The sequence below is a fragment of the Actinoplanes sp. NPDC004185 genome (genome assembly GCF_053603475.1).
In genome coordinates this window covers 1-21,279 of sequence record NZ_JBSGFR010000084.1, presented here as the reverse complement: position 1 = coordinate 21,279, position 21,279 = coordinate 1, and the positions used below count along the sequence as shown (strand labels likewise).

At 73.4% G+C, this 21,279-nt stretch carries 21 protein-coding genes; 5 read left to right on the top strand and 16 right to left on the bottom strand.

Annotation, left to right across the window (positions count from 1 at the left end):
- Positions 1 to 524, top strand: a 524-nt coding sequence (locus ACWEOZ_RS42660; RefSeq protein WP_451916377.1) for a DUF3152 domain-containing protein, incomplete at its 5' end; no start/stop codon positions are given.
- Between the two features lie 244 nt (positions 525 to 768).
- Here ACWEOZ_RS42660 and ACWEOZ_RS42655 read toward each other — a convergent pair.
- From ACWEOZ_RS42655 to ACWEOZ_RS42645, 3 genes are all read right to left on the bottom strand, one after another.
- Entirely contained in the window at positions 769 to 1,521 is a 753-nt protein-coding gene (locus tag ACWEOZ_RS42655) for a DUF3152 domain-containing protein (RefSeq protein ID WP_451916376.1), read from the bottom strand.
- A gap of 98 nt (positions 1,522 to 1,619) precedes the next feature.
- Positions 1,620 to 2,129 (bottom strand): DUF6624 domain-containing protein, encoded by a 510-nt coding sequence (locus ACWEOZ_RS42650; RefSeq protein WP_451916375.1) that lies wholly within the window; start codon positions 2,127 to 2,129, stop codon positions 1,620 to 1,622.
- Positions 2,130 to 2,208: 79 nt separating this feature from the next.
- A complete protein-coding gene (locus ACWEOZ_RS42645; protein WP_451916374.1) occupies positions 2,209 to 3,066 on the bottom strand; it encodes an EamA family transporter in 858 nt (285 codons plus the stop codon).
- 114 nt (positions 3,067 to 3,180) lie between these two features.
- On the opposite strand from ACWEOZ_RS42645, the gene ACWEOZ_RS42640 reads away from it, so the two are divergent.
- The gene (locus ACWEOZ_RS42640; protein ID WP_451916373.1) at positions 3,181 to 4,044 is read left to right on the top strand and encodes a LysR family transcriptional regulator; all 864 of its coding nucleotides are present in this window, start codon (positions 3,181 to 3,183) and stop codon (positions 4,042 to 4,044) included.
- On the opposite strand, the gene ACWEOZ_RS42635 is transcribed toward ACWEOZ_RS42640, so the two are convergent.
- The 12 genes from ACWEOZ_RS42635 to ACWEOZ_RS42580 all read right to left on the bottom strand — a co-directional run bounded on the left by ACWEOZ_RS42635 (position 4,045) and on the right by ACWEOZ_RS42580 (position 16,342).
- On the bottom strand, positions 4,045 to 5,631 hold the full coding sequence (locus ACWEOZ_RS42635; protein WP_451916372.1) for a PP2C family protein-serine/threonine phosphatase: 1,587 nt from the start codon (positions 5,629 to 5,631) through the stop codon (positions 4,045 to 4,047).
- Positions 5,632 to 5,705: 74 nt separating this feature from the next.
- Positions 5,706 to 6,263, bottom strand: coding sequence for a MerR family transcriptional regulator (locus tag ACWEOZ_RS42630; protein WP_360552254.1), 558 nt, complete (start codon positions 6,261 to 6,263; stop codon positions 5,706 to 5,708).
- Between the two features lie 139 nt (positions 6,264 to 6,402).
- Entirely contained in the window at positions 6,403 to 6,867 is a 465-nt protein-coding gene (locus ACWEOZ_RS42625) for a bifunctional nuclease family protein (RefSeq protein ID WP_125804926.1), read from the bottom strand.
- Positions 6,868 to 7,054: 187 nt separating this feature from the next.
- Positions 7,055 to 7,735: a transcriptional regulator FtsR gene (gene ftsR / locus ACWEOZ_RS42620; RefSeq protein WP_360552256.1), complete on the bottom strand. Its 681-nt coding sequence runs from the start codon at positions 7,733 to 7,735 to the stop codon at positions 7,055 to 7,057.
- A 65-nt stretch (positions 7,736 to 7,800) separates the two neighbouring features.
- A complete protein-coding gene (odhI, locus tag ACWEOZ_RS42615) occupies positions 7,801 to 8,253 on the bottom strand; it encodes an oxoglutarate dehydrogenase inhibitor Odhl (RefSeq protein ID WP_023362861.1) in 453 nt (150 codons plus the stop codon).
- A 206-nt stretch (positions 8,254 to 8,459) separates the two neighbouring features.
- The gene (gene gcvH, locus ACWEOZ_RS42610; RefSeq protein WP_451916371.1) at positions 8,460 to 8,840 is read right to left on the bottom strand and encodes a glycine cleavage system protein GcvH; all 381 of its coding nucleotides are present in this window, start codon (positions 8,838 to 8,840) and stop codon (positions 8,460 to 8,462) included.
- Between the two features lie 28 nt (positions 8,841 to 8,868).
- The gene (locus ACWEOZ_RS42605; RefSeq protein ID WP_451916379.1) at positions 8,869 to 9,915 is read right to left on the bottom strand and encodes a DUF881 domain-containing protein; all 1,047 of its coding nucleotides are present in this window, start codon (positions 9,913 to 9,915) and stop codon (positions 8,869 to 8,871) included.
- Positions 9,916 to 10,808: 893 nt separating this feature from the next.
- Positions 10,809 to 11,141 (bottom strand): small basic family protein, encoded by a 333-nt coding sequence (locus ACWEOZ_RS42600; protein WP_184994733.1) that lies wholly within the window; start codon positions 11,139 to 11,141, stop codon positions 10,809 to 10,811.
- Positions 11,141 to 12,028: a DUF881 domain-containing protein gene (locus ACWEOZ_RS42595; protein WP_451916370.1), complete on the bottom strand. Its 888-nt coding sequence runs from the start codon at positions 12,026 to 12,028 to the stop codon at positions 11,141 to 11,143. Before ACWEOZ_RS42595 ends, ACWEOZ_RS42600 begins: the two co-directional genes overlap by 1 nt.
- On the bottom strand, positions 12,025 to 12,684 hold the full coding sequence (locus ACWEOZ_RS42590) for a CDP-alcohol phosphatidyltransferase family protein (protein ID WP_451916369.1): 660 nt from the start codon (positions 12,682 to 12,684) through the stop codon (positions 12,025 to 12,027). The genes ACWEOZ_RS42595 and ACWEOZ_RS42590 overlap by 4 nt, the downstream gene beginning before the upstream one ends.
- Positions 12,685 to 12,923: 239 nt before the next feature.
- Positions 12,924 to 14,885, bottom strand: a complete 1,962-nt coding sequence (locus ACWEOZ_RS42585) for a hypothetical protein (protein WP_451916368.1) — start codon at positions 14,883 to 14,885, stop codon at positions 12,924 to 12,926.
- Between the two features lie 32 nt (positions 14,886 to 14,917).
- Complete coding sequence (locus ACWEOZ_RS42580) at positions 14,918 to 16,342, bottom strand: sigma 54-interacting transcriptional regulator (protein WP_451916367.1); 1,425 nt, start codon at positions 16,340 to 16,342, stop codon at positions 14,918 to 14,920.
- Positions 16,343 to 16,455: 113 nt separating this feature from the next.
- Here ACWEOZ_RS42580 and ACWEOZ_RS42575 point away from each other — a divergent pair, with 113 nt between their 5' ends.
- Positions 16,456 to 17,286, top strand: a complete 831-nt coding sequence (locus tag ACWEOZ_RS42575) for a PhzF family phenazine biosynthesis protein (protein ID WP_451916378.1) — start codon at positions 16,456 to 16,458, stop codon at positions 17,284 to 17,286.
- Positions 17,287 to 17,309: 23 nt separating this feature from the next.
- On the top strand, positions 17,310 to 18,944 hold the full coding sequence (locus tag ACWEOZ_RS42570; protein ID WP_451916366.1) for an ABC-F family ATP-binding cassette domain-containing protein: 1,635 nt from the start codon (positions 17,310 to 17,312) through the stop codon (positions 18,942 to 18,944).
- Here ACWEOZ_RS42570 and ACWEOZ_RS42565 read toward each other — a convergent pair.
- Positions 18,934 to 20,568, bottom strand: a complete 1,635-nt coding sequence (locus ACWEOZ_RS42565; protein ID WP_451916365.1) for a glycoside hydrolase family 10 protein — start codon at positions 20,566 to 20,568, stop codon at positions 18,934 to 18,936. The two genes, ACWEOZ_RS42570 and ACWEOZ_RS42565, sit on opposite strands and share 11 nt — an antisense overlap.
- 32 nt (positions 20,569 to 20,600) lie before the next feature.
- Between ACWEOZ_RS42565 and ACWEOZ_RS42560 the strand changes: the two genes are divergently transcribed.
- On the top strand, positions 20,601 to 21,279 hold a 679-nt coding region (locus ACWEOZ_RS42560; RefSeq protein ID WP_451916364.1), incomplete at its 3' end, for an NAD(P)/FAD-dependent oxidoreductase.

Below are 21,279 nucleotides of genomic sequence, written 5' to 3'. Positions count from 1 at the left end.
TGCTGGTCGAGAAGGACATCACCGCGATCTCCACCGCCGGGTTCGCCGCCGCGGTCACCCGGACCCTCGAAGATCCGCGCGGCTGGACGGCCGGCGGGACGCTGCGGCTGCGCCGGGCCGGTCCGGGTCAGCGGTACGACTTCACGATCTACCTGGCCACGCCCCGCACCCGGGACCGGCTCTGCCGCAGCAGCACCGACGCCTACACGTCCTGCCGCAACGGTGACCGCGTCGTGCTCAACGTGGCCCGCTGGGTCAAGGGCGTGCCGCGCTACGGCTCCTCGCTCGCGGTCTACCGGCAGTACATGGTCAACCACGAGGTGGGGCACCGCCTCGGGCACGGTCACGAGCGCTGCCCCGGCATGGGCGAACCGGCGCCGGTCATGCAGCAGCAGACCTTGGGACTGCACGGCTGCCGGGCGAACGCGTGGCCGTACCGCGGCGGCAAGCGCTACGCCGGACGCTCCGGCGCGTACGCCGACCCGGTGCCCGCGCCGGATCGCGGGGTCCGCCGTCCGGGTTAGGCCGAACGCGGCCGGCGCGCGCCGGATGGATCATCGTGCCGGCCGTCGCGGCGGAACAGCGGCAAAGGTGTGGATCGTCCGGTTTCATCACCGTAGGTTGGGACCTGACCCCACAAGAGTCTTCTGTCAGGAGCACCATGCACAGCCACCGCCTCAGCGCCGCCGCGACCCACCGCCGCTGGGCCTTCGTCCTGACTCTGGCCGCCGCGGCCATCGCCGGCGGCACCCACCTGATCTCCTGACGCTACGACGACGGCACCTCATCGTCGTAGCTGCCCGACGGGCCCGCGTACCGCTCACCGTCCCGGTACGGCCACGCGTTGGGCGTGCACCCGTGCAGGCCCAGCGTCTGCTGCTGCATGACCGGCGCCGGCTCGCCCTTGCCGGGGCAGCGCTCGTGACCGTGCCCGAGGCGGTGCCCGACCTCGTGGTTGACCATGTACTGGCGGTAGACCGCGAGCGGCGCGCCGTAGTGCGGCACACCGTGCGCCCAGCGCGCCACGTTGAGCACCACCCGGGCCCCGTTGCGGCACGACGTGTAGCCGTCCGGGACGTCCTGGCACAGCTCGTCCCGGGTGCGCGGGGTGACCAGGGAGATCGTGAAGTCGTACCGGTCACCGGGGCCGACCCGGCTCAGCTGCCGGACCCCGCCGCCGGACCAGCCGCGCGGGTCCTCCAGCGTCCGCTGCACCGCGGCGGCGAACCCGGCGGTGGAGACTCCGGTGATGTCCTTCTCGACCAGCACCCGGTAGCGCAGCACCGTGCCGTGCGGCGGCTGGGGACGCTGGGCGGCGGCCGTGCGGAAGCGTCCGCCGCCGCGCTCCGGATACCGGATCCGGGGTGCCGTGCGCAGCGCCGCCCTGGACACCTGAGGCGACGCCGACGGGCTCACCGGTGCGGCCGCCGGCGCCGCCACGGTCGGGTCGCCCGCCGGGCCGCAGCCGGCGAGCAGCATCGTCAGGACCAGCACCGCGGTACGGCCACCGGCGCGCGACATGGGACTTCCCTTCGGCAGGCAACAGGTGTTGTGCGAAGGGAAGGACTGCCGGGGGCCGCGGAAGGTTGATCAACCGGGCTGTCAACCTTTTCGGGCCGTCACTCGTCGCAGGCGGGGGCGTGCCGGGCGGTGTGCACCGCGAACGGGGCCAGGCCGACCTCGGCGCGGCGCTCGTCCATGCCGTCCGGGTCCTGGATCGGCCACGGCACCGGGGCGCCGTCGGCCACCCCGGCGATCTGGGTGCCGTAGACCTGCGGGCGGCCCTCGTTGACCAGCACCCGGTCCCGCAGCATGGCCAGCGCCGACGGGTCGGCCTCTCCCGCCGCGACCGCCGCGTCCAGCAGCGGCAGCACCCGGCGTTGCAGGTCGAGCTGCTGGTCCGCGTGCTGGGCGATGAGGAAGGCCCGGCGCGCGGCCTCGGCGCCGACCAGGGTCACCGTCGGCCAGCCGTACGCGTCGAGGATCTCGGCGAGGCGGTCGGCGTTGCGCACCGTGACCCGCCGGTGCGCCAGCCGCGCGGCCGGGTCCCCGCCCAGCGCGCCGGGCTGCAGCTCGCGGTCCTCATCGGTCAGGGTGATCAGTTCCCGGGCGAGGTCGTCGTTCGTCATGGGCGTCAACGCTAGGACGCGCGACATGCGGGACAGGTGGGCACCACCGGCGGGCTCACCGGCGGTGCTCTGCGATGATTTACAGCGTGGCCGGGACAGGCTCGCAGGCCTGGTCGTCAGCGGGTTCCGCGGCCGAGCGGGCGCCCGTGCGCTCGGCGCCGATGCCGGCCGCGACCACGAAGGCGATCCCCGCCACCGGCGCCCAGCCGGGCACCTGACCCAGCACCAGCAGGCCGATCAGCAGCGCGAGGGCCGGTTCCAGGCTCATCAGCGTGCCGAAAGCGGCGGTCGTGAGCCGGCGCAGGGCCAGCATCTCCAGCGCGAACGGCACCACCGGCAGCATGATGGCCAGGCCGACGCCGGCCAGCAGCAGCTGCCAGGTGATCTGCCCCAGCACGGCCGGGCCGGCGACCACGGTGGCCACCAGCGCGGCGACCGGCATCGACACCGCCAGACCCTGCAGGCCGGCCACGTCGTCGCCGACCCGCTGGGTGAGCAGGATGTACGCGGCCCAGCACAGCGCCGCGGCCAGCGCGAAACCGACTCCGGCGAGGTCGATGCCGCCGTGCCAGGGCTCGGTCAGCAGCACCACGCCGACCGCCGCCAGCGCCGGCCACAGCTTGGTGCCGCGCCGGCCCCGCACCACCGCCACGCCGAGCGGGCCGAGGAACTCCAGCGCGCTGGCGGTGCCCAGCGGCAGCCGGGCGATGGCCGCCATGAACAGCATGGTCACGCCGGCCGTGACCACGCCCAGCGCGATCGTGTTGAGCAGGCTGGCCCGCGTGAACGAACGCAGCCGGGGCCGGACGAGCACCAGCAGGATCACGCCGGCCCAGGCCAGCCGCAGCCACGCCGCGCCCTCCGCGCCGATCTGGTCGAGCAGGCCGACGGAGACGGCGAGACCCAGCTGGACGAGGACCATCGAAGCGAGCGCCATCGACGCTCCGGTCCGTGCTTCTGAACGCATGCCGACCAGTACAACCCCGGATCACCGTTCACGTCCACGTCATAATGATGGACACACCGTTCAGGTTCGGCTGACAATAGCGGGATGGACACCCGCCGCCTGCGGTTATTGGTGGAACTGTCACGGCTGGGCTCGATGCGGGCGGTCGCCGACGAGTTGCACATCACCACCTCGACCGTGTCGCAGCAGCTCGCCGTGCTGGCCCGCGAGGCCGGCGCCGTACTGATCGAGCCGGACGGCCGCCGCGTCCGGCTCACCCCGGCCGGACAGCGCCTGGCCGGGCACGCGGTCACCATCCTGGCCGCGGTCGAGGCGGCCCGGCTCGACCTGGACCCGCAGGCCGAGCCGGCCGGCGCGCTGCGGGTCGCGGGCTTCGCCACCGCCGTACGGCGGTCCCTGCTGCCCGTCGCGGCCACGCTCGCCGCCACCCACCCCCGGGTCCGCCTGCTGATCCACGAGCACGAGCCGTTCGAGGCGTTCGAGCTGCTCGCCCTGGACGCCGTGGACCTGGCCCTGACCTACGACTACAACCTGGCCCCGGCCGCCTTCGACGCCGCGCTCGAGTCGGTGCCGCTGTGGGAGATGCCGTGGGGTCTCGCGGTGCCCCGGGACGACCCGGGCACCGACTTCGCCGGGTTCGGCGGCCACGACTGGATCGTCAACTCCCGTAACACCGCCGACGAGGACGTGGTCCGCACGATGGCGTCGCTGGTCGGCTTCACTCCCCGGATCGTGCACCGCGCCGACAGCCTCGACCTGGTGCAGGACATGATCGTCGCCGGGCTGGGCGTCGGGCTGCTGCCGATGGGGACCGCCACGCTGCCCGGCGTACGGCTGATCGCCCTGACCGGGGTCGAGGCCCGGCTGCGCTGCTACGCCGTGACCCGGCGCGGCCGCGCCACCTGGCCGCCGCTGGCCCTGGTGCTGCGGCTGCTGTCCGGCAGCTGATCAGTCACCGGCCCGGACGACGGCGAGCACCACGTCGTCCTCGGTGGCGCCGGAGAAGGACGCGAGCAGGTGCTCGCAGATCTGCTCGGCGGTCATCCCGGCGCAGCCGGCGAGGACCCGGGTCAGCTCGGCCAGCCCGTCGTCGAGCGTGGCACCGCGCCGCTCGACCAGGCCGTCGGTGTAGAAGATCACGCTGGCGCCGGGCAGCAGCTGCACCCGGTGGTCGGTGCGCGGGGTCCGCGACCGGGTGCCCAGCAGCGTCTCGGGCCGGGTCTCCAGCAGGCGCACCGAACCGTCGGGAGCGACCAGCACCGGCGGCGGATGGCCCGCGTTGGACCAGCGCAGTGTCCGGGTGCCGTGCTCCTCGGGCTCGATCTGGGCGAGCACGACGGTGGCCAGCGCGTCGACGCCGTAGCCCCGCATCGCCTCCTGCAACCCGGTCAGCACCAGCGCCGGCGGCTTGAGCAGCGCGTACGAGATGCCCCGGAGCAGGTTGCGGATCTCGCTCATGGCGGCCGCGGCCTGCCGGTCGTGCCCGGTGACGTCGCCGACCACGACCGTCACCCGGCCGTCGGGCAGGGTGAACGCGTCGTACCAGTCGCCGCCGATGTGCGCGCCCTCGCCGGCCGGCTGGTAGCGCACCGCGACCTCGGTGTGCTCGGGCTGCACCGGGGCGGCCAGCAGGCTGCGCTGCAGGGCCTCGGCCAGCTCGCGTTCCATGGCCGTGGCGCGGCGCTCGGCCTGCCGGACCCGGGCCCGGTGCAGCCCCTGGGCCAGGGAGGCGCCGAGCAGCCGGAAGAAGCGCAGGAACTCCTCGTCGACGGCCAGGTGCGGGCTGACCCGGCTGACCAGCACGGCGTCGGGGCCGTCCCGTTCGGCCGCGGTGAGCCGGATCCGGGCGGTCCGGCTCGTCCCGGTGACCTCGACCGCCACGTCGCGGTCCAGCGCCGCGGGCCAGGCCGCCGTCGGCACCTGGGTCTCCGGCAGCAGGATGTCCACCTCGGACAGATCCTCGGGCGCCGCACGCAGCACCGGCAGGGCCTGGTCGAGCAGCTGCCGCACGTCGCCCGCGTCCGCGAGCCGGTCGTTGAGCCGGCCCAGCAACGCCAGCCGGCGCCCGCCCAGCACCTGCGCGGTGGTCTCGGAGGCGATGTCGATGACACCGGCGATCCGGCCGTCGCTGTCGTGCACGGCCGAGTAGGAGAAGGTGAAGTAGGTCTCCTCGAGGAAGCCCCGGCGGTCCATCAGCAGGCGCAGATCCTCGACCCACAACGCTCCCCGGCCGGCCAGCACCGAGTCGAGCATCGGGCCGATGGTCGCCCAGATCTCGGCGAAGACCTTGGCCGCCGGCGCACCCAGGGCGGCGGGATGCTTCTCGCCGATCATCGGCGCGTAGGCCTCGTTGTAGATCAGGACGTGGTCAGGGCCCCAGAGCAGCGTCACCGGCGCGCGGGTGTGCAGGGTCAGGTCCAGGGCGGCGAGCAGAGCGGGGCTCCACGACGCGACCGGCCCGAGGGAGGTGGCCGCCCAGTCGACGCGCCGGTACGCGTCGCGCAGCGTCCCGGCTGCGGCGAAGGGATCGGTCACCCGCAGAATGTAGCCTGGCCGCGATCACGGATTGCGGCAGGCCGGACGGGATGAACGCGCGGGATCGCGGGCGGTCAGCCCGCGCGGCGCCGGGCCCGGCGGGCCGCGAGCTCGTCACCGGCGGCCGGCTCGGCGTCCAGGCCGGTGCCGACCGGCTGCGGGCCGGCAGCGGGCTCGGCGGGCAGGTGCGACAGCGAGCCCTGGATCTCCTTGAAAGCGCCGCCGATGGCGATGCCGAAGACACCCTGGCCGCCCTGGAGCAGATCAACGACCTCCTCCGGCGACCGGCACTCGTACACCGTGGTGCCGTCGGAGATCAGGGTGATGCCGGCCAGGTCGTCGACGCCGCGCGAGCGCAGCGTCTCGATCGCCTTGCGGATGTTCTGCAGGGAGACACCGGCGTCCAGCAGGCGCTTGACCACCTTGAGGACGACCAGGTCACGGAACGAGTAGAGCCGCTGCGTGCCGGAGCCGGAGGCGTCGCGGATGCTGGGCACCACGAGCGTCGTCCGCGCCCAGTAGTCGAGCTGGCGGTAGCTGATGCCGACCGCCTGACAAGCCGTGACTCCGCGATACCCGGTATCGCCGTCCTCGCCGACAAGCGGACCCTCTTCAGAGTCTGACTCGTGCACGCGACTACCTCCCCGCTGCGCGGTGCCGCTTCACCTGGACTTCACGAGCGTATAACCCAGCGAGCCACGAAACAGGGAGGTAATGCTGCGACACGCCGCGTACGGACGACCGGACCTGTGGTGATCGTCGATGCGCGGATCAGCCCGCGAAGTCCTCCGGCCGCACCTGGTCGAGGAACTCGCGGAACTTCTCGACCTCGTCCTCCTGCTCGTCGGGGATGACGATCCCGGCCTCGGTCAGCACCTGATCGGCGCACCGGATCGGCGCACCCACCCGCAGGGCCAGGGCGATCGAGTCGCTCGGCCGTGCGGACACCCGCAGGTCGTCACCGATCAGCAGATCCGCGTAGAACACGTTCTCCTTGAGCTCGGTGATCTCGACGGCCTTCAACGGCGCCTCGAGCGCCGCGAGGATGTCCCGTAGCAGATCATGGGTCAACGGCCGGGCGGGCTTGACGCCCTGCTGCTCGTACGCGATGGCAGTTGCCTCCACCGCGCCGATCCAGATCGGCAGGTACCGATCGCCGTCGACCTCCCTGAGCAGGACGATCGGCTGGTTACTGGGCAGCTCCACCCGAACCCCGACCACGCTCAGCTCGCGCACCGCCCGCCTCCGTGTCGCTTCGTCGTGCCGCCCCGTAAGGCCACCGCCACCCCATCGGGCAACGCGACCATCAGGCTGTTTCCCGCCTATCCTGCACGGTACACGGACGCTCGGGACCGAGCGCCACACGATGCCCGTGTCTGTGGGGTTACCCCGGCCATCGCCGGCAAACCGGCAACCCCGTGTCTCACCGTCCGAGAGTGTCCCGCAGACCCGCCCGCACCAGCGCCGCGTGCAGCCGCTGGGACAGAGCCTGCAGCTCGCGCGCCGTCTCGGCCGCCCGGGCCCGCGCCGCCGGGTCGTGCTGGCGCATCAGCGGCGTCAGCAACTGGGCGAAGAGCCCGACCTCACGGTCCGCGCCGGTCCGGAACGCGCGCAGGTGCCGCAGCTCCAGGCCGTGCCGGACCAGGCCCACCACGGCCTCGACGATCACCACGGCGTCGCCGTCGTACCAGCCCGGCGGCCGGGACAGCACCAGGCCCATCTGCTCCAGCTCGGTGAGCATCTGCTCGGCGATGCCGGTGCGCTCGACCAGGTCGGCCCGCGACACCCGGGTGTCGGCGGCGTCCGCCGGCACCTCGGCCTCCGAGCCGACCGCCACCAGCGACGGGCGCCGGTGCGACAACGTGTCGTCCCCGCGCTCCTGCGCCTCGAGCTGCTCGCGGATGACGCGCAGCGGGAGGTACTGGTCCCGCTGCGCGGTCAGGACGAACCGCAGCCGCGCCACGTCGTTCCACGAGTACTTGCGGTAGCCGGAGGCGGTGCGCTGCGGGTCCACCAGCCCCTCCGCCTCCAGGAACCGGAGCTTGGAGATCGTGGTGTCCGGGAACTCGGTACGCAGCTGGGCCAGCACCTCCCCGATGCTCATCAGCGCAGCGTCACGTTGACCCTGGGCCCGAGACCCGGGGTCGTGCGCGGCCGCCCCCGACGGGTTCACGCCCCGCTTCCCTCGCCCTCCGGCCGCGGACCGGCGATGAAGACCAGCCGGAACTTGCCGATCTGGACCTCGTCCCCGTTGCTCAGGGTGGCCGACTCGACCCGCTCACGGTTGACGTAGGTGCCGTTGAGCGAACCCACGTCGCGCACCGTGAAGGTGCCCCCGTCGCGGTGGAACTCGGCGTGCCGGCGCGAGACCGTCACGTCGTCGAGGAAGATGTCGCTGTCGGGGTGGCGGCCACTCGTGGTCACGTCATGGTCCAGCAGGAACCGCGCACCCGCGTTGGGGCCACGGCGCACGACCAGCAGCGCCATCCCCGGGGGCAGCGAACCGGACATCCGGCTCGGTACCACGTCGGTCTCGGGGCCCTCGAGCACCTCGTCGAGCGCACCGAGGTTCAGCGTGGACGTGACGTCGAGCGGGGGGAACTCGTCGTCTGGGCGCGTCATCGGACCACCTCACGGATCTGTTTCGGTCGCCGCCCGACGACACGGGGTGAGCGAGCCGGACCCGGGTCCGGAGCGCAGCGCCCCCCGCCGCTGCCCGGAGGTCCGGACGGCACGACTATCGGTATGAGAAAGGAATTGCAGATTTCTCCATGTGCCCCGCGAGCCTAGTCAGCGCCGAAATGGCGGGCAACCAGACGCGCGGGCGATCAGCTGTCGGTCAGCGCCTTGTAGGCGTCGGCGTCCAGCAGACCGGCGATCGCCGCCGGGTCGTCCGGGGCGATCTCCACGAGCCAGCCGGCCGCGTACGGCTCGGCGTTGATCAGCTCCGGCTCGTCGGTGAGACTGCCGTTGCGGGCGACCACGGTGCCGGCGATCGGCGCGTAGATCTCCGAGACGCTCTTGGTCGACTCGATCTCGCCGAGCTGGTCGCCGGCCTGCACAGCCGTGCCCTCGTCGGGCAGCTGCACGAAGACGATGTCGCCGAGCGCGTCCTGCGCGAAGTGGGTGATGCCCACCCGCACGGGCCCGGTGCCGTCACCGGACACCCACTCGTGCTCGGCCGTGTACCGCAGGTCCTCAGGAATCACGCATTCCTCCGTTGACAAGCCCGCCCGCTCACGAGACCGGACGCGCGTACTGCAGGCTGGTGGGCTGACGCACCGCGGTCACCTCGACCGCCGTGCGTTGCTCCATGGTCACGTTACCGCCGGCCTGGCTCACCGAAGCGACCACCCCACCGGGGATCTGCAACGCCGTCTGCATCGTCGACGGCACACCGATCACCCACACCGTGTACGGGCCGCTGAGCTGCTTGCCGTCGACGATCACCTGACCGCCGTCACCGTCGACAAAATAGGACGACGCGACGACCCGTACGGCGACACCGTTGTCGCCGATGATCTCCATCACCTCACCGCCGGCGCCGCGCAGCTCCTGCACGGCGTTCAGGATGGCGGAAGCCTTGATCGGCTGGCCCTTGGGGTCGATGGAGATCTTCAACCCGGGACCCCGCGCGGGCAGTGTGCCGGAGAGCAGCCCGAGCTCGTCGGCCCGCTTGCCGGCCTCGGCGAGCGCGGCCGTCCGCCCGGCGACCCCGGAGGTCAGCTGCCGCTGACTCTCCTCGAGGGCGTTGATCTCCTGCTGCAGGCGCTGATCGCGCGCCTCGAGGTCGCTGAGGATGCCGACCAGGTCCTCCTGGCGCGCGGTGGCCAGCCCGGCGTCCTGGTCGTTGCTGCGCAACTGCACGACCAGGGTGAAGCCGAGCAGGGCGAGCAACAACCAGATCAGCGCGCCGGCCGACGAGAGTCGCCGCCCGGCCGCGGGCTTCTCCTTGTCCGGTACGGCGGCAGCACCCGTCACCGGTTCGGGTGAGTCCTCCGCGGTCCCGCCGTGGCCGTTCTGGTCATCGGCGGCCGCTGCGGCGCGGGCGATACTTTGCTGCCACCGCTCGGGCGTGTCGCGCTCAGCGGTGCCTCCTTCGGAGGGGCCGGGCGTGTCGTCGTGCTCGGAATTTTCGTCGGCGGGCCAGGACGGGCGGTCCGGGTCGGCGGCCTCCGCACCCCAGGATCGCTCATCCTGGGGTACCGGCGGCTCGTCGGTGTCGGGCCAGCTCTCGTCGTGCCGGGTGCGCGGTGGTCCCCCGGCGTTGTCAGTCCAGGCCAGGTCGTCGCCCGGGGCCGGCGGGTCGGCCTCCCACGGCCGGTCGCCCGCGGCGTTGACCCACGGCTCGTCATCGTGATCGGGCGGCAACTGATCGCCGGTGGCGGCCGGGGCCTGATCGCGGCGCGGCTCATCGACGGCGTCCGGGCCGGACCGGTCGCCGTCGGTCATGGACGCCCCGGCCGGGTCGTCACGGGGTGTCGTGGTGTCGTCGGCGGCCGAGCCGCCTCGCGGCGTCCTGGTCGTCCCCGGCGCGAAGAAGGGCGGTTGCAGCCGCATGGTCGACCCGCCGTCGAACGACCGCCGCCGCGCCGGCTCGCCGTCAGCCGGGCCGGCATCGAGAGAACGAGGCTCGACCTGCACCGTCGGCTCGTCGTCGACCGCCGCGGGTGGCGGTGTGAGCAGTGTGGTGGCCTCGTCGTCGTGCCGGACCGGTGGGGACACCACGGGGTTCTCGTCGTCGGCTGTGGCGGCGCTGTCAGCCGGCGCGCTTGCCTGCTGGTCCGAGGGTTCAGGCATGTCCGGGCCGGGCGGCACCATCGGCCCGGCCAGACGAACCGTCGGGCCGTCAGGCGACAAGGGCGCGTGCGGGTCGGCCGTCCCATAGGGGTGCGGGGCATGCTCCGCGTCCGGCGTGGTCGCCTCGGCCGCCGGCTGCCTACCGGCAGCAGGCATCCCAGGGTCCCCGAGGGCCGACGGCCGGCCGGCGCCACGCCGCTCACCCGGCTCCCGCTCAGCCGCGGCACCGCCGGCCGAGGACACGTCGTCCTGCGCAGTCGCGGACTCAGACCGGTCACGCTGCTGAGCCGCTCCTTCTCCGGACACCGGCCCAGACGCGAGCCGGGCGGGCTGGTCGTCACGCCGGTCGGGCTGCTGGTCGTCGGTCATCGCCGCTCCTAAGCCCGGAACAGGTGCCGGCGGATCGCCGCCACGTTGCCGAAGATGCGGACGCCCAGCACCACCACGACGCCGATCGAGAGCTGGCCGCCCACGCCCAGCTGGTCGCCCAGGTAGACGATGATGCCCGCGACCAGCACGTTCGAGATGAAGGAGACCACGAACTGCTTGTCGTCGAAGATCCCGTCGAGTTTCGCGCGGACGCCGCCGAAGACCGCGTCCAGCGCGGCCACGACCGCGATGGGCAGGTACGGCTGCAACGCCGGCGGCACCGTCGGATGGAACACGATGCCGAGCACGACGCCGGCGATCAGGGCGAGTACGGCGATCATCAGCCGCCTTTCGACGCTTTGCTGGACGGGGTCGGGGCGCTGGACGGCGGCACGGACGGCGAGGCCTGCCGCAGGTTCGGCTCGGTGGCCGCGTCCAGGGTGACGTCGCTGAGCTCGGCCACGTCGTACGAGATGCCGAACTTGGTGTTGAGGGCGCGGAAGAAGCGGCCCGCCGGGCCGTCGCGGAACTTGCCGGCGAGCTTGTCCGGCCCGATCGCGATCACCTGGTACGGCGTGGTCACCGGCCGGAAGTCGACCAGGATCGCCTCGCCCGCCTGTCGGATGGTGGAGGTGGCGGTGAGCCGCTGGCCGTTGACCGCGACGGCTTCCGCACCGGCGGCCCACAGCGCGTTCGTCGCCACCTGCAGGTCGGTGTCGCGGACCCGGGCCTCGCTCTTGCGTTCGCCGGTCAGCGGGTCGACCGGCATCGGGCCGTCGCCGACGGTGACCCGGGCGCCGGAGCCGCGTACCGGGGCCAGCCCGGTCTCGGCCTCGAGGTCACGCAGCCGGGCCACGGCCGCTCCGCCGAGCTGTTTCTCGCGCAGCTCGGCGACCTCGGCACGGAGCCGGTCGGCGCGGGCCTGCAGCTCGGCGGTCTCGCTGCGGCGGCTCTGCACCTGGTCGACGAGGGTGTCGCGGGCCTGGCTGCGGGCCGGCTCGGCCGCGGTCGTCTCCTGGTAGGCCACGACCAGCAGGAAGCCGAGTCCCACCAGGGTCAGCGCGCTGATCGCGCTGACGATCCGTTTCGGGGTGCCGGTGCGGCCCTCCCCGCGGGCCTTGCGGGCGGCCGCGTCGGCGTAGCCCGGGTCGAGGGGGTTCTGGAACAGCTCGGTCAGGAAGTCCGGGGCGAACCGGCGCCGGCCGTCGCCGCCATCGGGCGAGGTCATCCGGCGACTGCTCCGCTCCGGGCCTGCTCGGCCCGGTCGGCGCGCAGCAGCGCGCGGGTCTGAGCCAGGTAGAGCACGGCGGCCGCCCAGTACAGGCCGAGGGCCCACCAGGCCAGGCCCCAGCCGATCGGCGCGACGACGGCGTGGATCGACGGTACGGCCTCGGCCAGCAGCAGCAGCGGGAGCGCGCCGAGCAGCACGAACGTGCCGGTCTTGCCGACGTAGTGCACCGGCGGCGGCCCGTACCCGTGGCGGCGCAGCACCAGCAGGGCGACGGCCAGCACGGCCTCGCGCAGCAGCAGGCCCGCGGTCAGCCACCAGGGCACCACCTCGCGCAGGGTGAAGCCGATCAGGGTGGCCAGGATGTACAGGCGGTCGGCGAACGGGTCGAGCAGCTCGCCGAGGCGGCTGACCGAGTTCATCCGGCGGGCCACGTAGCCGTCGACCCAGTCGGTGGTGCCGCCCAGGGTCAGCACGATCACCGCGGCGACGTCGTGCTGCGGGCCGAGCAGCAGGTAGAGGAAGAGCGGCACGCCCAGCAGCCGGATGAAGCTGATGACGTTGGGAATCGTCCAGATCCGGTCGGAGGCGGCGATCGGCGGGGTGCGCCCGGGCGCCGGGGAGCCGGGCGTCACCTGCGCAGGCTGCTGCGACATCGCGCCCCCTCTCCCCCTGCCGGCCACGGGACCCCACCCGCGGACGTCGTGCGCCGCCTCGGTGGGATCGTCCGCTGCCGACCCCCCGGTCGGCACGCCGGACACGCCGGGCCGGTCACTCGCGAGCCACTATAGCCAGCCCCGTCGTTGTCCCGGTTCACCCCGGGCCGGACTGTGCGCGGGCCGTTGTGCGGGACACATCCCCTCAAGCGTCCTAGGAAGGATGGGCCCCGCACGTCTCAGCGTTTGCCGCGGCGGCTGCGCACGTAGTCGTCGACCACGTAGCGGCCCAGTTCGGAGACGTCCGGGCTGAAGACCCGGCCACCGCTGCGCTTGGCCACCGCGTCGACGAAGCGGCGCAGCCCGGGATCCTCGCCCAGCATGAAGAGGTTCAGCGTGGCGCCGTAGCGGGTGAGCAGGTCGACCTCGCGGACGGTCAGCTGCACCGTCTCCGGCAGGGTCGGCCAGTTGAAGTACGCCTGGCCGTCGTCCTCCAGGTGGGCCGTCGGCTCGCCGTCGGTCACCACCAGCACCACCGGCTCGGCGCCCGGGTGCCGGCGCAGGTGCCGCCCGGCCAGTTTCAGCGCGTGCTGCAGGTTGGTGCCCTGCACCATGTCCGGCTCGATCGCCGCCAGCTCGCCCTGCGACAGGCTCATCGCGTACCGGCCGAAGCCGATGATCTGCAGCGAGTCCTGCGGGAACTGCGTCGCCACCAGGTGCGACAGGGCCAGCGCGGTCTGCTTCATCGGACCCCAGCGGCCGTCGGCGAACATCGAGTACGACAGGTCGACGCACAGGGCGACCACCGCCGACGCCCGGCGTTCGGTCTCGGCGACCTCGAAGTCCTCCGGCTCCAGGCGCACCGGCAACGTGCCCACTCCCCCGCCGGCGCGGCGGCGGACCGCGTTGCCGATGGTGCGGACCACGTCGAGCGGCTGCTCGTCACCGAACTGCCAGCGCCGCGACGACCCGATCAGGTCCCCGGCCGCGCCCGCGTCCCGCAGGTCGTGCGAGCCGCGCTTCTTGCTGGACAGGTCGGAGAAGACCTGGGCCAGCGCGGTGCGGCCGAGCCGGCGCAGCGCCTTGGGCGACAGGGTGAGGCCGTCCTCGTCGCGGGTGACCCAGCCCTGGCGGCGCAGCTCACGTTCGAGCTCCCGCAGCCGGCGCACGTCGTCGGCGGCACTGCGGCCGAGCTGTCGCTCGACCGCCTCGACGTCGACGTCGTCCAGAGTCGCCCCGGGATGCTCCTGGCCCAGCTGCTCCAGCAGGTCGTCGAGCTCACCCAGCTCGCCGAGCGCCGCGGTGGCGTCGCCGTAGCCGAGATCCTCGTTGCCGCGCATCCGCTCGCCGCGGTTCCAGTTCAGCTCCGGCCGCAGCGCGCGCAGGTTGTCGGTCAGCTCGGACAGCTGACCGCGCAGCGGCCCGTCGCCGAGGGCCTGGTCCATGAGCTGGGCCAGCTCCTCACGCTGCTGCGGGCTCAGCGAGCGCATCAGCCGCTCGGCCGCCGCGGCCCGGCGGGCCAGCGAGTCGACCAGCTCCTCGATGGTCGCGGGGTTCTCCGGGAAGAACTCGCCGTGCTTGGCCATGAACTGCTGGAACGCGTCGTCGGTGTCCTCACCGCGGGCGTGCTTGCCGAGCAGGTCGTTGAGATCGCCGACCATCTCGGCGACCCGGGCGTCGGTGGCCGGGTCGCGGCCCTGCAGCGCGTCCTTCATGCCGGCGAAGCGCTGCTCGACCACCTCGCGCCGCAGACCGTCGAGGATCTGCTGGTACGTCGCCCGGGCCTCGTCACTGGCCCAGTCGTAGTCGGACAGCTCCTGCACAGCCTGGGCCGTGGAGCGCGGCAGGTTGTCGAGCACCGCCTCCTGGAAGCGGGCGTCGTCGCCCTCCCGCCCGCGCAGCTCGTCGCGTTCGGCCGCGACGGCCTGGTCGAGCAGCTGCTGGGCCCGGGTGACGGCGCCGTCGAGGTTGCCCCGGCGCAACGCCTCGCGGCGCATCCGCCGGGCCCGGGCCTCCAGGTCGTCGAGGCCCCGGCCGTCGCGCGGACCCCGGCGCAACAGGTCGCGCAACGCGTCGCGCAGGTTGTCGCCGCCGAGCACCCGCTCGCCGACCTCGTCCACGGCCGCCCGCACGTCGTACGGCGGCGCCAGCGGGTCGGGCCCGTCGCGCCAGACGCCGTACCGGAACCGGTTACCGGCCATGGCCGGACCCGGTGTCAGGGAAGAGGCACATGTCAGCTCCCGTACAGGGTGCGGCCGTCGTCGGTCAGCTCCTTGGCCAGCCGGCGGGTGAGGTGCAGCCCCTCCAGGACGAACTCGACGCCGGAGGCCGCCTGGCCGGGGCTGGGCGCGTCGCCCAGGCCGAGCCGGTCGAGGACCTTGGCCAGGCCCGGCACGGTGCCGATCTGGCTCAGCAGCTCCTCGGCCGAGACCAGATCGCCGGTCTCGATGATGGCGCCCTCGGCGACCAGGTCGGTGAAGCCGGACAGGTCCAGCCCGGCCAGCCGGGCCCGGAACGTCTCGGCGGTGGCCAGGCGCAGCAGGTGGGCGAGGATCTCGGTCTCACGTCCCTCCTCGCCGCTCTCGAACTCGACCTTGCCCCGCAGGGTGCTGGTCACCGAGACGGTGTCGCAGATCCGGGCGACGGCCTCCCGCTCGTTCTTGAGCCCGGCCCGGCGCAGCGCGGACGCGGCGACGGTCTCGGCCGCGGCGATGGCGAAGCGGGCCGAGATGCCGGAGCGGGAGTCGACGGCCGGCGAGTCGCGGACCGCGCGGGTGTAGCGGGCCAGCACGTCCACGAGGTGGTCCGGCACGGCCGCCGCCAGGGCCGCCTCCTGGCGGATCAGCGCCGTCTCCAGCTCGATCTCGAGCGGGTAGTGGGTGCGGATCTCGGCGCCGAAGCGGTCCTTGAGCGGGGTGATGATCCGGCCCCGGTTGGTGTAGTCCTCCGGGTTGGCCGAGGCCACCAGTAGCAGGTCCAGCGGCAGGCGCAGCTGGTAGCCGCGGACCTGGATGTCGCGCTCCTCGAGCACGTTGAGCAGCGACACCTGGATGCGCTCGGCCAGGTCGGGCAGCTCGTTGACGGCGAAGATGCCCCGGTTGGTCCGCGGCACCAGGCCGAAGTGAATGGTGTCCGGGTCGCCCAGGGCCCGGCCCTCGGCCACCTTGATCGGGTCGACGTCGCCGATCAGGTCGCCGACGCTGGTGTCCGGGGTGGCCAGCTTCTCGCCGTACCGCTCGGAGCGGTGCAGCCAGGAGATCGGCAGCAGGTCGCCGGTCTCGGCGGCCAGCCGCCGGGTGGCCGGGGTGAGCGGCTGGTACGGGTGTTCGCGCAGCTCGGAGCCCGTGATGAAGGGCGTCCACTCGTCGAGCAGGTCGACGAGCCCGCGGATGAGCCGGGTCTTGCCCTGGCCCCGCTCGCCGAGCAGCACCATGTCGTGGCCGGCGAGCAGCGCCCGCTCGACCTCGGGCAGCACGGTGTCGTCGTAGCCGACGATGCCGGGGAAGCGCGGCGCGCCGCGGCGCAGCCGGTCCAGCAGGTTGTCGCGCAGCTCCTCTTTGACCGTGCGGAACTCGTGGCCGGAGGCGCGGAGCTCGCCCAGTGTGCGGGGAAGATCGGTCGGAGGTGTGGGGACGAGCTGTGTGGAAGCTTCAGTCACTTCGGAAACGCTACTCCGGCCCGGTGACAAGTGACCAAGACCGCGGCCAGGCCCGCCGAATTGGCTCTGGCCGGGCCCGGCCGGCCGGCGGGACGCTGAGGGACATGAGCGACATCGACATTCTGAGGTACGCCGCGTTCAGCGCCGATCCCGACGGCGGCAACCCGGCCGGCGTGGTGCTGGCCGCGGGCACCCTGTCCGACGCCGAGATGCTGACGATCGCGGCCGAGGTCGGCTATTCGGAGACCGCCTTCCTCACCGAGGACCGCGGCGCCGGGGTGTACCGGGTGCGCTACTTCAGCCCGCTGGCCGAGGTGCCGTTCTGCGGGCACGCGACCGCGGGCACGGCGGTCGCGCTGGCCGACCGGCACGGGCCGGGCACCTACGTGTTCGTGACCAACGCCGGGGAGGTGCCGGTGGTGGTCGACGACCAGCGCCGGGCCACGCTGACCAGTGTGGGGGCCCGGGTGGCCGAGCTGGCTCCCGAGGACCTGTCGGCGCTGCTGGCCGCGCTGCGCTGGGACGCGGACGACCTCGACCCCGCACTGCCGCCCCGGGTCGCGTACGCCGGCGCGTACCACCCGGTGATCGCGGCCGCGACCCGGCAGCGGCTCGCCGACCTGGACTACGACGTGCCGGTCCTCAAGGCGCTGATGGAGGCGAGGGGCTGGACCACCGTCCAGCTGGTGTGGCGCGCGGCCGAGGACCGGTTCGACGTGCGCGACCCGTTCCCGGTCGGCGGGGTGTACGAGGACCCGGCCACCGGGGCCGCCGCGGCCGCGTTCGGCGGGTATCTGCGCGACGAGTGGCTGGTGCCCGGCGACGCGGTGGTCCAGCTGTCCCAGGGTGACGACCTCGGGCGGCCGGGACGGCTCACCGTGACGCTGACGCCCGGCGAGGACGGCGTACGCGTCAGCGGCACGGCGGTGCCCATCCCGGGGTGACGCGCCGATAGAGTCGGGCCCCGATGAGCGCCACGATGATCGTCAAGGACCTCGCCGCGGGGCACGGCGACCGCACCCTGTTCAGCTCCCTCGACCTGGTGGTCGCCCCCGGGGACGTGATCGGGCTGGTCGGCGTCAACGGCGCCGGCAAGACCACGCTGCTGCGTACCCTGGCCGGGCTCCTGCCGGTCGAGGCCGGCACGGTGTCGCTGAGCCCGCCCACCGCCAACGTCGGCTATCTGCCGCAGGAGCGGGAGCGGCGCGCCGGCGAGACCGTCCGGGACTTCCTGGCCCGGCGCACCGGCGTCGGACCGGCCCAGCTCGCCATGGACGCCGCCGCCGAGGCCCTGGCCGGGGGCGCGCCCGGCGCCGACGAGACCTACGCGACCGCGCTGGAGCGCTGGCTCGACCTGGGCGGCGCCGACCTGGACGAACGCGCCGCGGCCGTCGCCGCGGAGCTGGGGCTGGGCGTCGCGCTGGACCATCCGATGACCGCGCTGTCCGGCGGCCAGGCGGCCCGGGCCGGCATGGCGTCGCTGCTGCTCAGCCGCTACGACGTGTTCCTGCTCGACGAGCCGACCAACGATCTTGATCTGGCCGGGCTGGCCCGGCTGGAGGAGTTCGTCACCTCGCTGCGGGCCGGCACGCTGCTGGTCAGCCACGACCGTGAGTTCCTCACCCGCACGGTCACCGCGGTGCTGGAGCTGGACCTGGCCCAGCAGCAGGTCCGGCGCTACGGCGGCGGGTACGGGGCCTACCTGGAGGAACGCGAGCGGGCCCGGCGGCACGCGCGCGAGGACTACGAGGAGTTCGCCGACAAGAAGGGCGCGCTGCAGGACCGGGCGCAGATGCAGCGCGGCTGGATGGAGCACGGCGTGCGCAATGCGCGCCGCAAGGCCAAGGACAACGACAAGATCGGCCGCAACGTGCGGGCCGAGTCGACCGAGAAGCAGGCCGCCAAGGCCCGGCAGACCCAGCGGATGATCGAGCGGCTGGAGGTCGTGGAGGAGCCGCGTAAGGAGTGGGAGCTGCGGATGGAGATCGCCGCCGCGCCCCGCGCCGGGGCGGTCGTGGCGACCCTGCGCGACGCGGTCGTGCGTCGCGGCGACTTCGTCCTGGGCCCGGTGACCCTGCAGATCGACTGGGCCGACCGGGTGGCCATCACCGGGGCGAACGGCGCCGGGAAGTCGACGCTGCTGGCCGCCATGCTCGGCCGGGTGCCGCTGGAGTCCGGCTCGGCGGCCCTGGGTCCGGGCGTGGTCGTCGGCGAGGTGGACCAGGCCCGCGGGTTGTTCCTCGGCGACGAACCGCTGATGGCGGCGTTCGGCGCGGCCGTGCCCGAGATGCCCGACGCCGAGGTCCGCACCCTGCTGGCCAAGTTCGGCCTGCGGGCGGCGCACGTGCTGCGCCCGGCCGACACCCTGTCACCCGGGGAGCGGACCCGGGCGGCGCTGGCGCTGCTGCAGGCCCGCGGGGTCAACCTGCTGGTGCTGGACGAGCCGACCAACCATCTGGACCTGGCCGCGATCGAGCAGCTGGAGGCCGCGCTGGCCGGCTATCCGGGCACGCTGCTGCTGGTCACCCACGACCGCCGGATGCTCGAAGCGGTGCACACCACCCGCACGTTCCAGGTCGCGGACGGCACGGTCACCGGCTGATGCCCTTCGGAGCGCTGATGGCGCTCTCGTTGCCGGAGCGGTCCAGGCCGCTGAGGCAGTACTGCGCGGCGGCGGGCGGCGGGGCCGGATCCTGGACCTTGGTGCCGGACCGGCCGGTGGCGACCAGCTTCGCCGCGGCGCCGTCGACGCGGTAGAGCGCCCAGCTCGCCGGCTCCGCACCGGAGCCCGCCTGCCAGTCGAGCTCCACCGGGCCCGCGGGGGTGCGGCGGGCACCGACCAGCCGCGGCGCGGCGGGAGGCCGGGCCGGCAGCTGCGCCATCGTGGGCAGTAGGGCCGGGGCGGCGTAGTGGTGGTCGCGGTAGCGGGTGACCGAGCCGAGCCGGTCCTCGCGGATCTGCTTGGCGCTGAAGTGGACGCTGCCCAGCACGCCGTACTTGTCGTTGAGGGTGAGCTGGCGGTCGATCTGGTCCGGCTGCCGCCACGGGCCCTTCTCGCCGACGCGGTAGTCGCCCTGCCCGATGTAGAGCTGCACCCGGGTGCCCTTGACCAGCTCCGACCACCAGGGCAGGGCCTTGGTGTAGTCGGCCTTGTCGAAGCCGATCGCCCAGTACAGCTGGGGCACGATGTAGTCCAGCCAGCCCTCGCGGACCCACTTGCGGGTGTCGGCGTAGATGGCGTCGTAGCTCTGCAGGCCGTGGGTGTCCGAGCCGGCCCTGTCGGTCTCCTGGTTGCGCCAGATGCCGAACGGGCTGATGCCGAACTTGACCCACGGCTTGAGCTGCTTGATCCGCTGGTTCATCTCGCGGACCAGCGTGTCGACGTTGGCCCGGCGCCAGTCCCCGCGGCTCTGCGACTTGTCGGCCCGCTTGGCGAAGCTGGCATTGTCGTCGAAGTCGTTGCCGCCGCCCTCGGGGTACGGGTAGAAGAAGTCGTCGAAGTGCACGCCGTCCACGTCGTACTTCCCGACGGCCTCCAGCATCGCGTCCTCGACGAACTTGCGGGCCGCCGGGATGCCCGGGTCGAAGTACAGCCGCGCGTTCTTGCCGTCCGGGTAGGAGATCGCCCAGTCGCGGTGCTTGATCAGCGGGTGGTTCGGCGCCAGCCTCCTGAAGTCGGCGCCGGGCCCGGAGGGGGCCGGCTGGGTCCCGCGGTACGGGTTGAACCAGGCGTGGAACTCCAGGTTGCGGGCGTGCGCCTCGGCGATCATGAATTCCATCGGATCCCAGCCGGGCGACTTGCCGTCCCGCTTGCCGGTCAGCCACTCCGACCAGGGCGCGTACGCCGACTCCCAGAACGCGTCGCCGCTGGGCCGGACGTGCACGAAGATCGCGTTGTGCCGCATCTTCACGGCCAGGTCCAGCCAGGCGCGGTACTCGGCCTGCACCTTCTCCTTGCTCAGGCCGGGCCGGCTGGGCCAGTCGATGTTCATCACCGTGGTGAGCCACATGCCGCGCAGCTCGCGGGTGGCGCTGACCGGCACGCCGGCGCACCGGCCCGGGGTGCCGGCGGCCGGACCGACCTGGGCGGCCGCGCCGGGTGACGCCTTATCGCCGGCGCCGGGCGGGTCGTAGGTGGCCGCCCTGAGCAATCCGATGCCGAGGACCGCCACCGCCAGCAAGGCGGCGGCGACGATCAGAACGAGCCGGACGGGGGGACGGCGCATCGGACCAGTGTGCCTGGTCCTACCCTCGAGCCATGAATGTGGTCGTGGTGGGGGCGGGAATCGCGGGGCTGGCCTGTGCCCGGGAGCTGGCCGCCGGCGGTGCCGCCGTCCGGGTGCACGAGCGCGGCCGGGTGGTCGGCGGACGGCTGGCCAGCAAGCGTCTGAACGGCCGGTACGCCGACCTGGGCGCGGCGTACTTCGTGGCCGACGACCCGGATTTCACGGCTCTGGCCGAGTCGTGGCGCGCGCGGGGACTGGCCCGGCCCTGGACCGACACCCTGGCGGTGTTCCCGGGTGAGCCGACGACCGGGCCGATGCGCTGGGCGGCGCCGGGCGGGCTGCGCTCGCTGGCCGCCGACCTGGCCGACGGACTCGACATCACGCTGAGCAGCGAGCTGAGCGCGGTGCCGGACGCCGCCGACGCCGTGGTGCTGGCCATGCCAGGACCGCAGGCGTTGCGGCTGGACCCGCCGGCGGCCGTCGCCGACGCGGCCCGGGCGCAGGTGTGGGAGCCGGTGCTGGCGGCCGTCTGCACGTACGGGAAGCGGTCCTGGCCGGAGCTGAACGGCGCGTTCGTCAACGACCACCCGGTGCTGGCCACGATCTTCGACGACGGCGACCGGCGCGGCGACGCCGCGCCGGTGCTGGTGGCCCACTCGACGCCCGCCTTCGCCCGGCCCCGGCTGGCCGACCCGGGCGCCGCGGCCGGGG

Bases quoted from the DNA above. Each gene is read 5' to 3' on its own strand.
- ACWEOZ_RS42655 (WP_451916376.1), bottom strand. From the start codon at position 1,521: ATGTCGCGCGCCGGTGGCCGTACCGCGGTGCTGGTCCTGACGATGCTG.
- ACWEOZ_RS42650 (WP_451916375.1), bottom strand. From the start codon at position 2,129: ATGACGAACGACGACCTCGCCCGGGAACTGATCACCCTGACCGATGAG.
- ACWEOZ_RS42645 (WP_451916374.1), bottom strand. From the start codon at position 3,066: ATGGCGCTCGCTTCGATGGTCCTCGTCCAGCTGGGTCTCGCCGTCTCC.
- ACWEOZ_RS42640 (WP_451916373.1), top strand. From the start codon at position 3,181: ATGGACACCCGCCGCCTGCGGTTATTGGTGGAACTGTCACGGCTGGGC.
- ftsR (WP_360552256.1), bottom strand. From the start codon at position 7,735: ATGAGCATCGGGGAGGTGCTGGCCCAGCTGCGTACCGAGTTCCCGGAC.
- odhI (WP_023362861.1), bottom strand. From the start codon at position 8,253: ATGACGCGCCCAGACGACGAGTTCCCCCCGCTCGACGTCACGTCCACG.
- ACWEOZ_RS42600 (WP_184994733.1), bottom strand. From the start codon at position 11,141: ATGATCGCCGTACTCGCCCTGATCGCCGGCGTCGTGCTCGGCATCGTG.
- ACWEOZ_RS42595 (WP_451916370.1), bottom strand. From the start codon at position 12,028: ATGACCTCGCCCGATGGCGGCGACGGCCGGCGCCGGTTCGCCCCGGAC.
- ACWEOZ_RS42590 (WP_451916369.1), bottom strand. From the start codon at position 12,684: ATGTCGCAGCAGCCTGCGCAGGTGACGCCCGGCTCCCCGGCGCCCGGG.
- ACWEOZ_RS42585 (WP_451916368.1), bottom strand. From the start codon at position 14,885: ATGGCCGGTAACCGGTTCCGGTACGGCGTCTGGCGCGACGGGCCCGAC.
- ACWEOZ_RS42570 (WP_451916366.1), top strand. From the start codon at position 17,310: ATGAGCGCCACGATGATCGTCAAGGACCTCGCCGCGGGGCACGGCGAC.
- ACWEOZ_RS42565 (WP_451916365.1), bottom strand. From the start codon at position 20,568: ATGCGCCGTCCCCCCGTCCGGCTCGTTCTGATCGTCGCCGCCGCCTTG.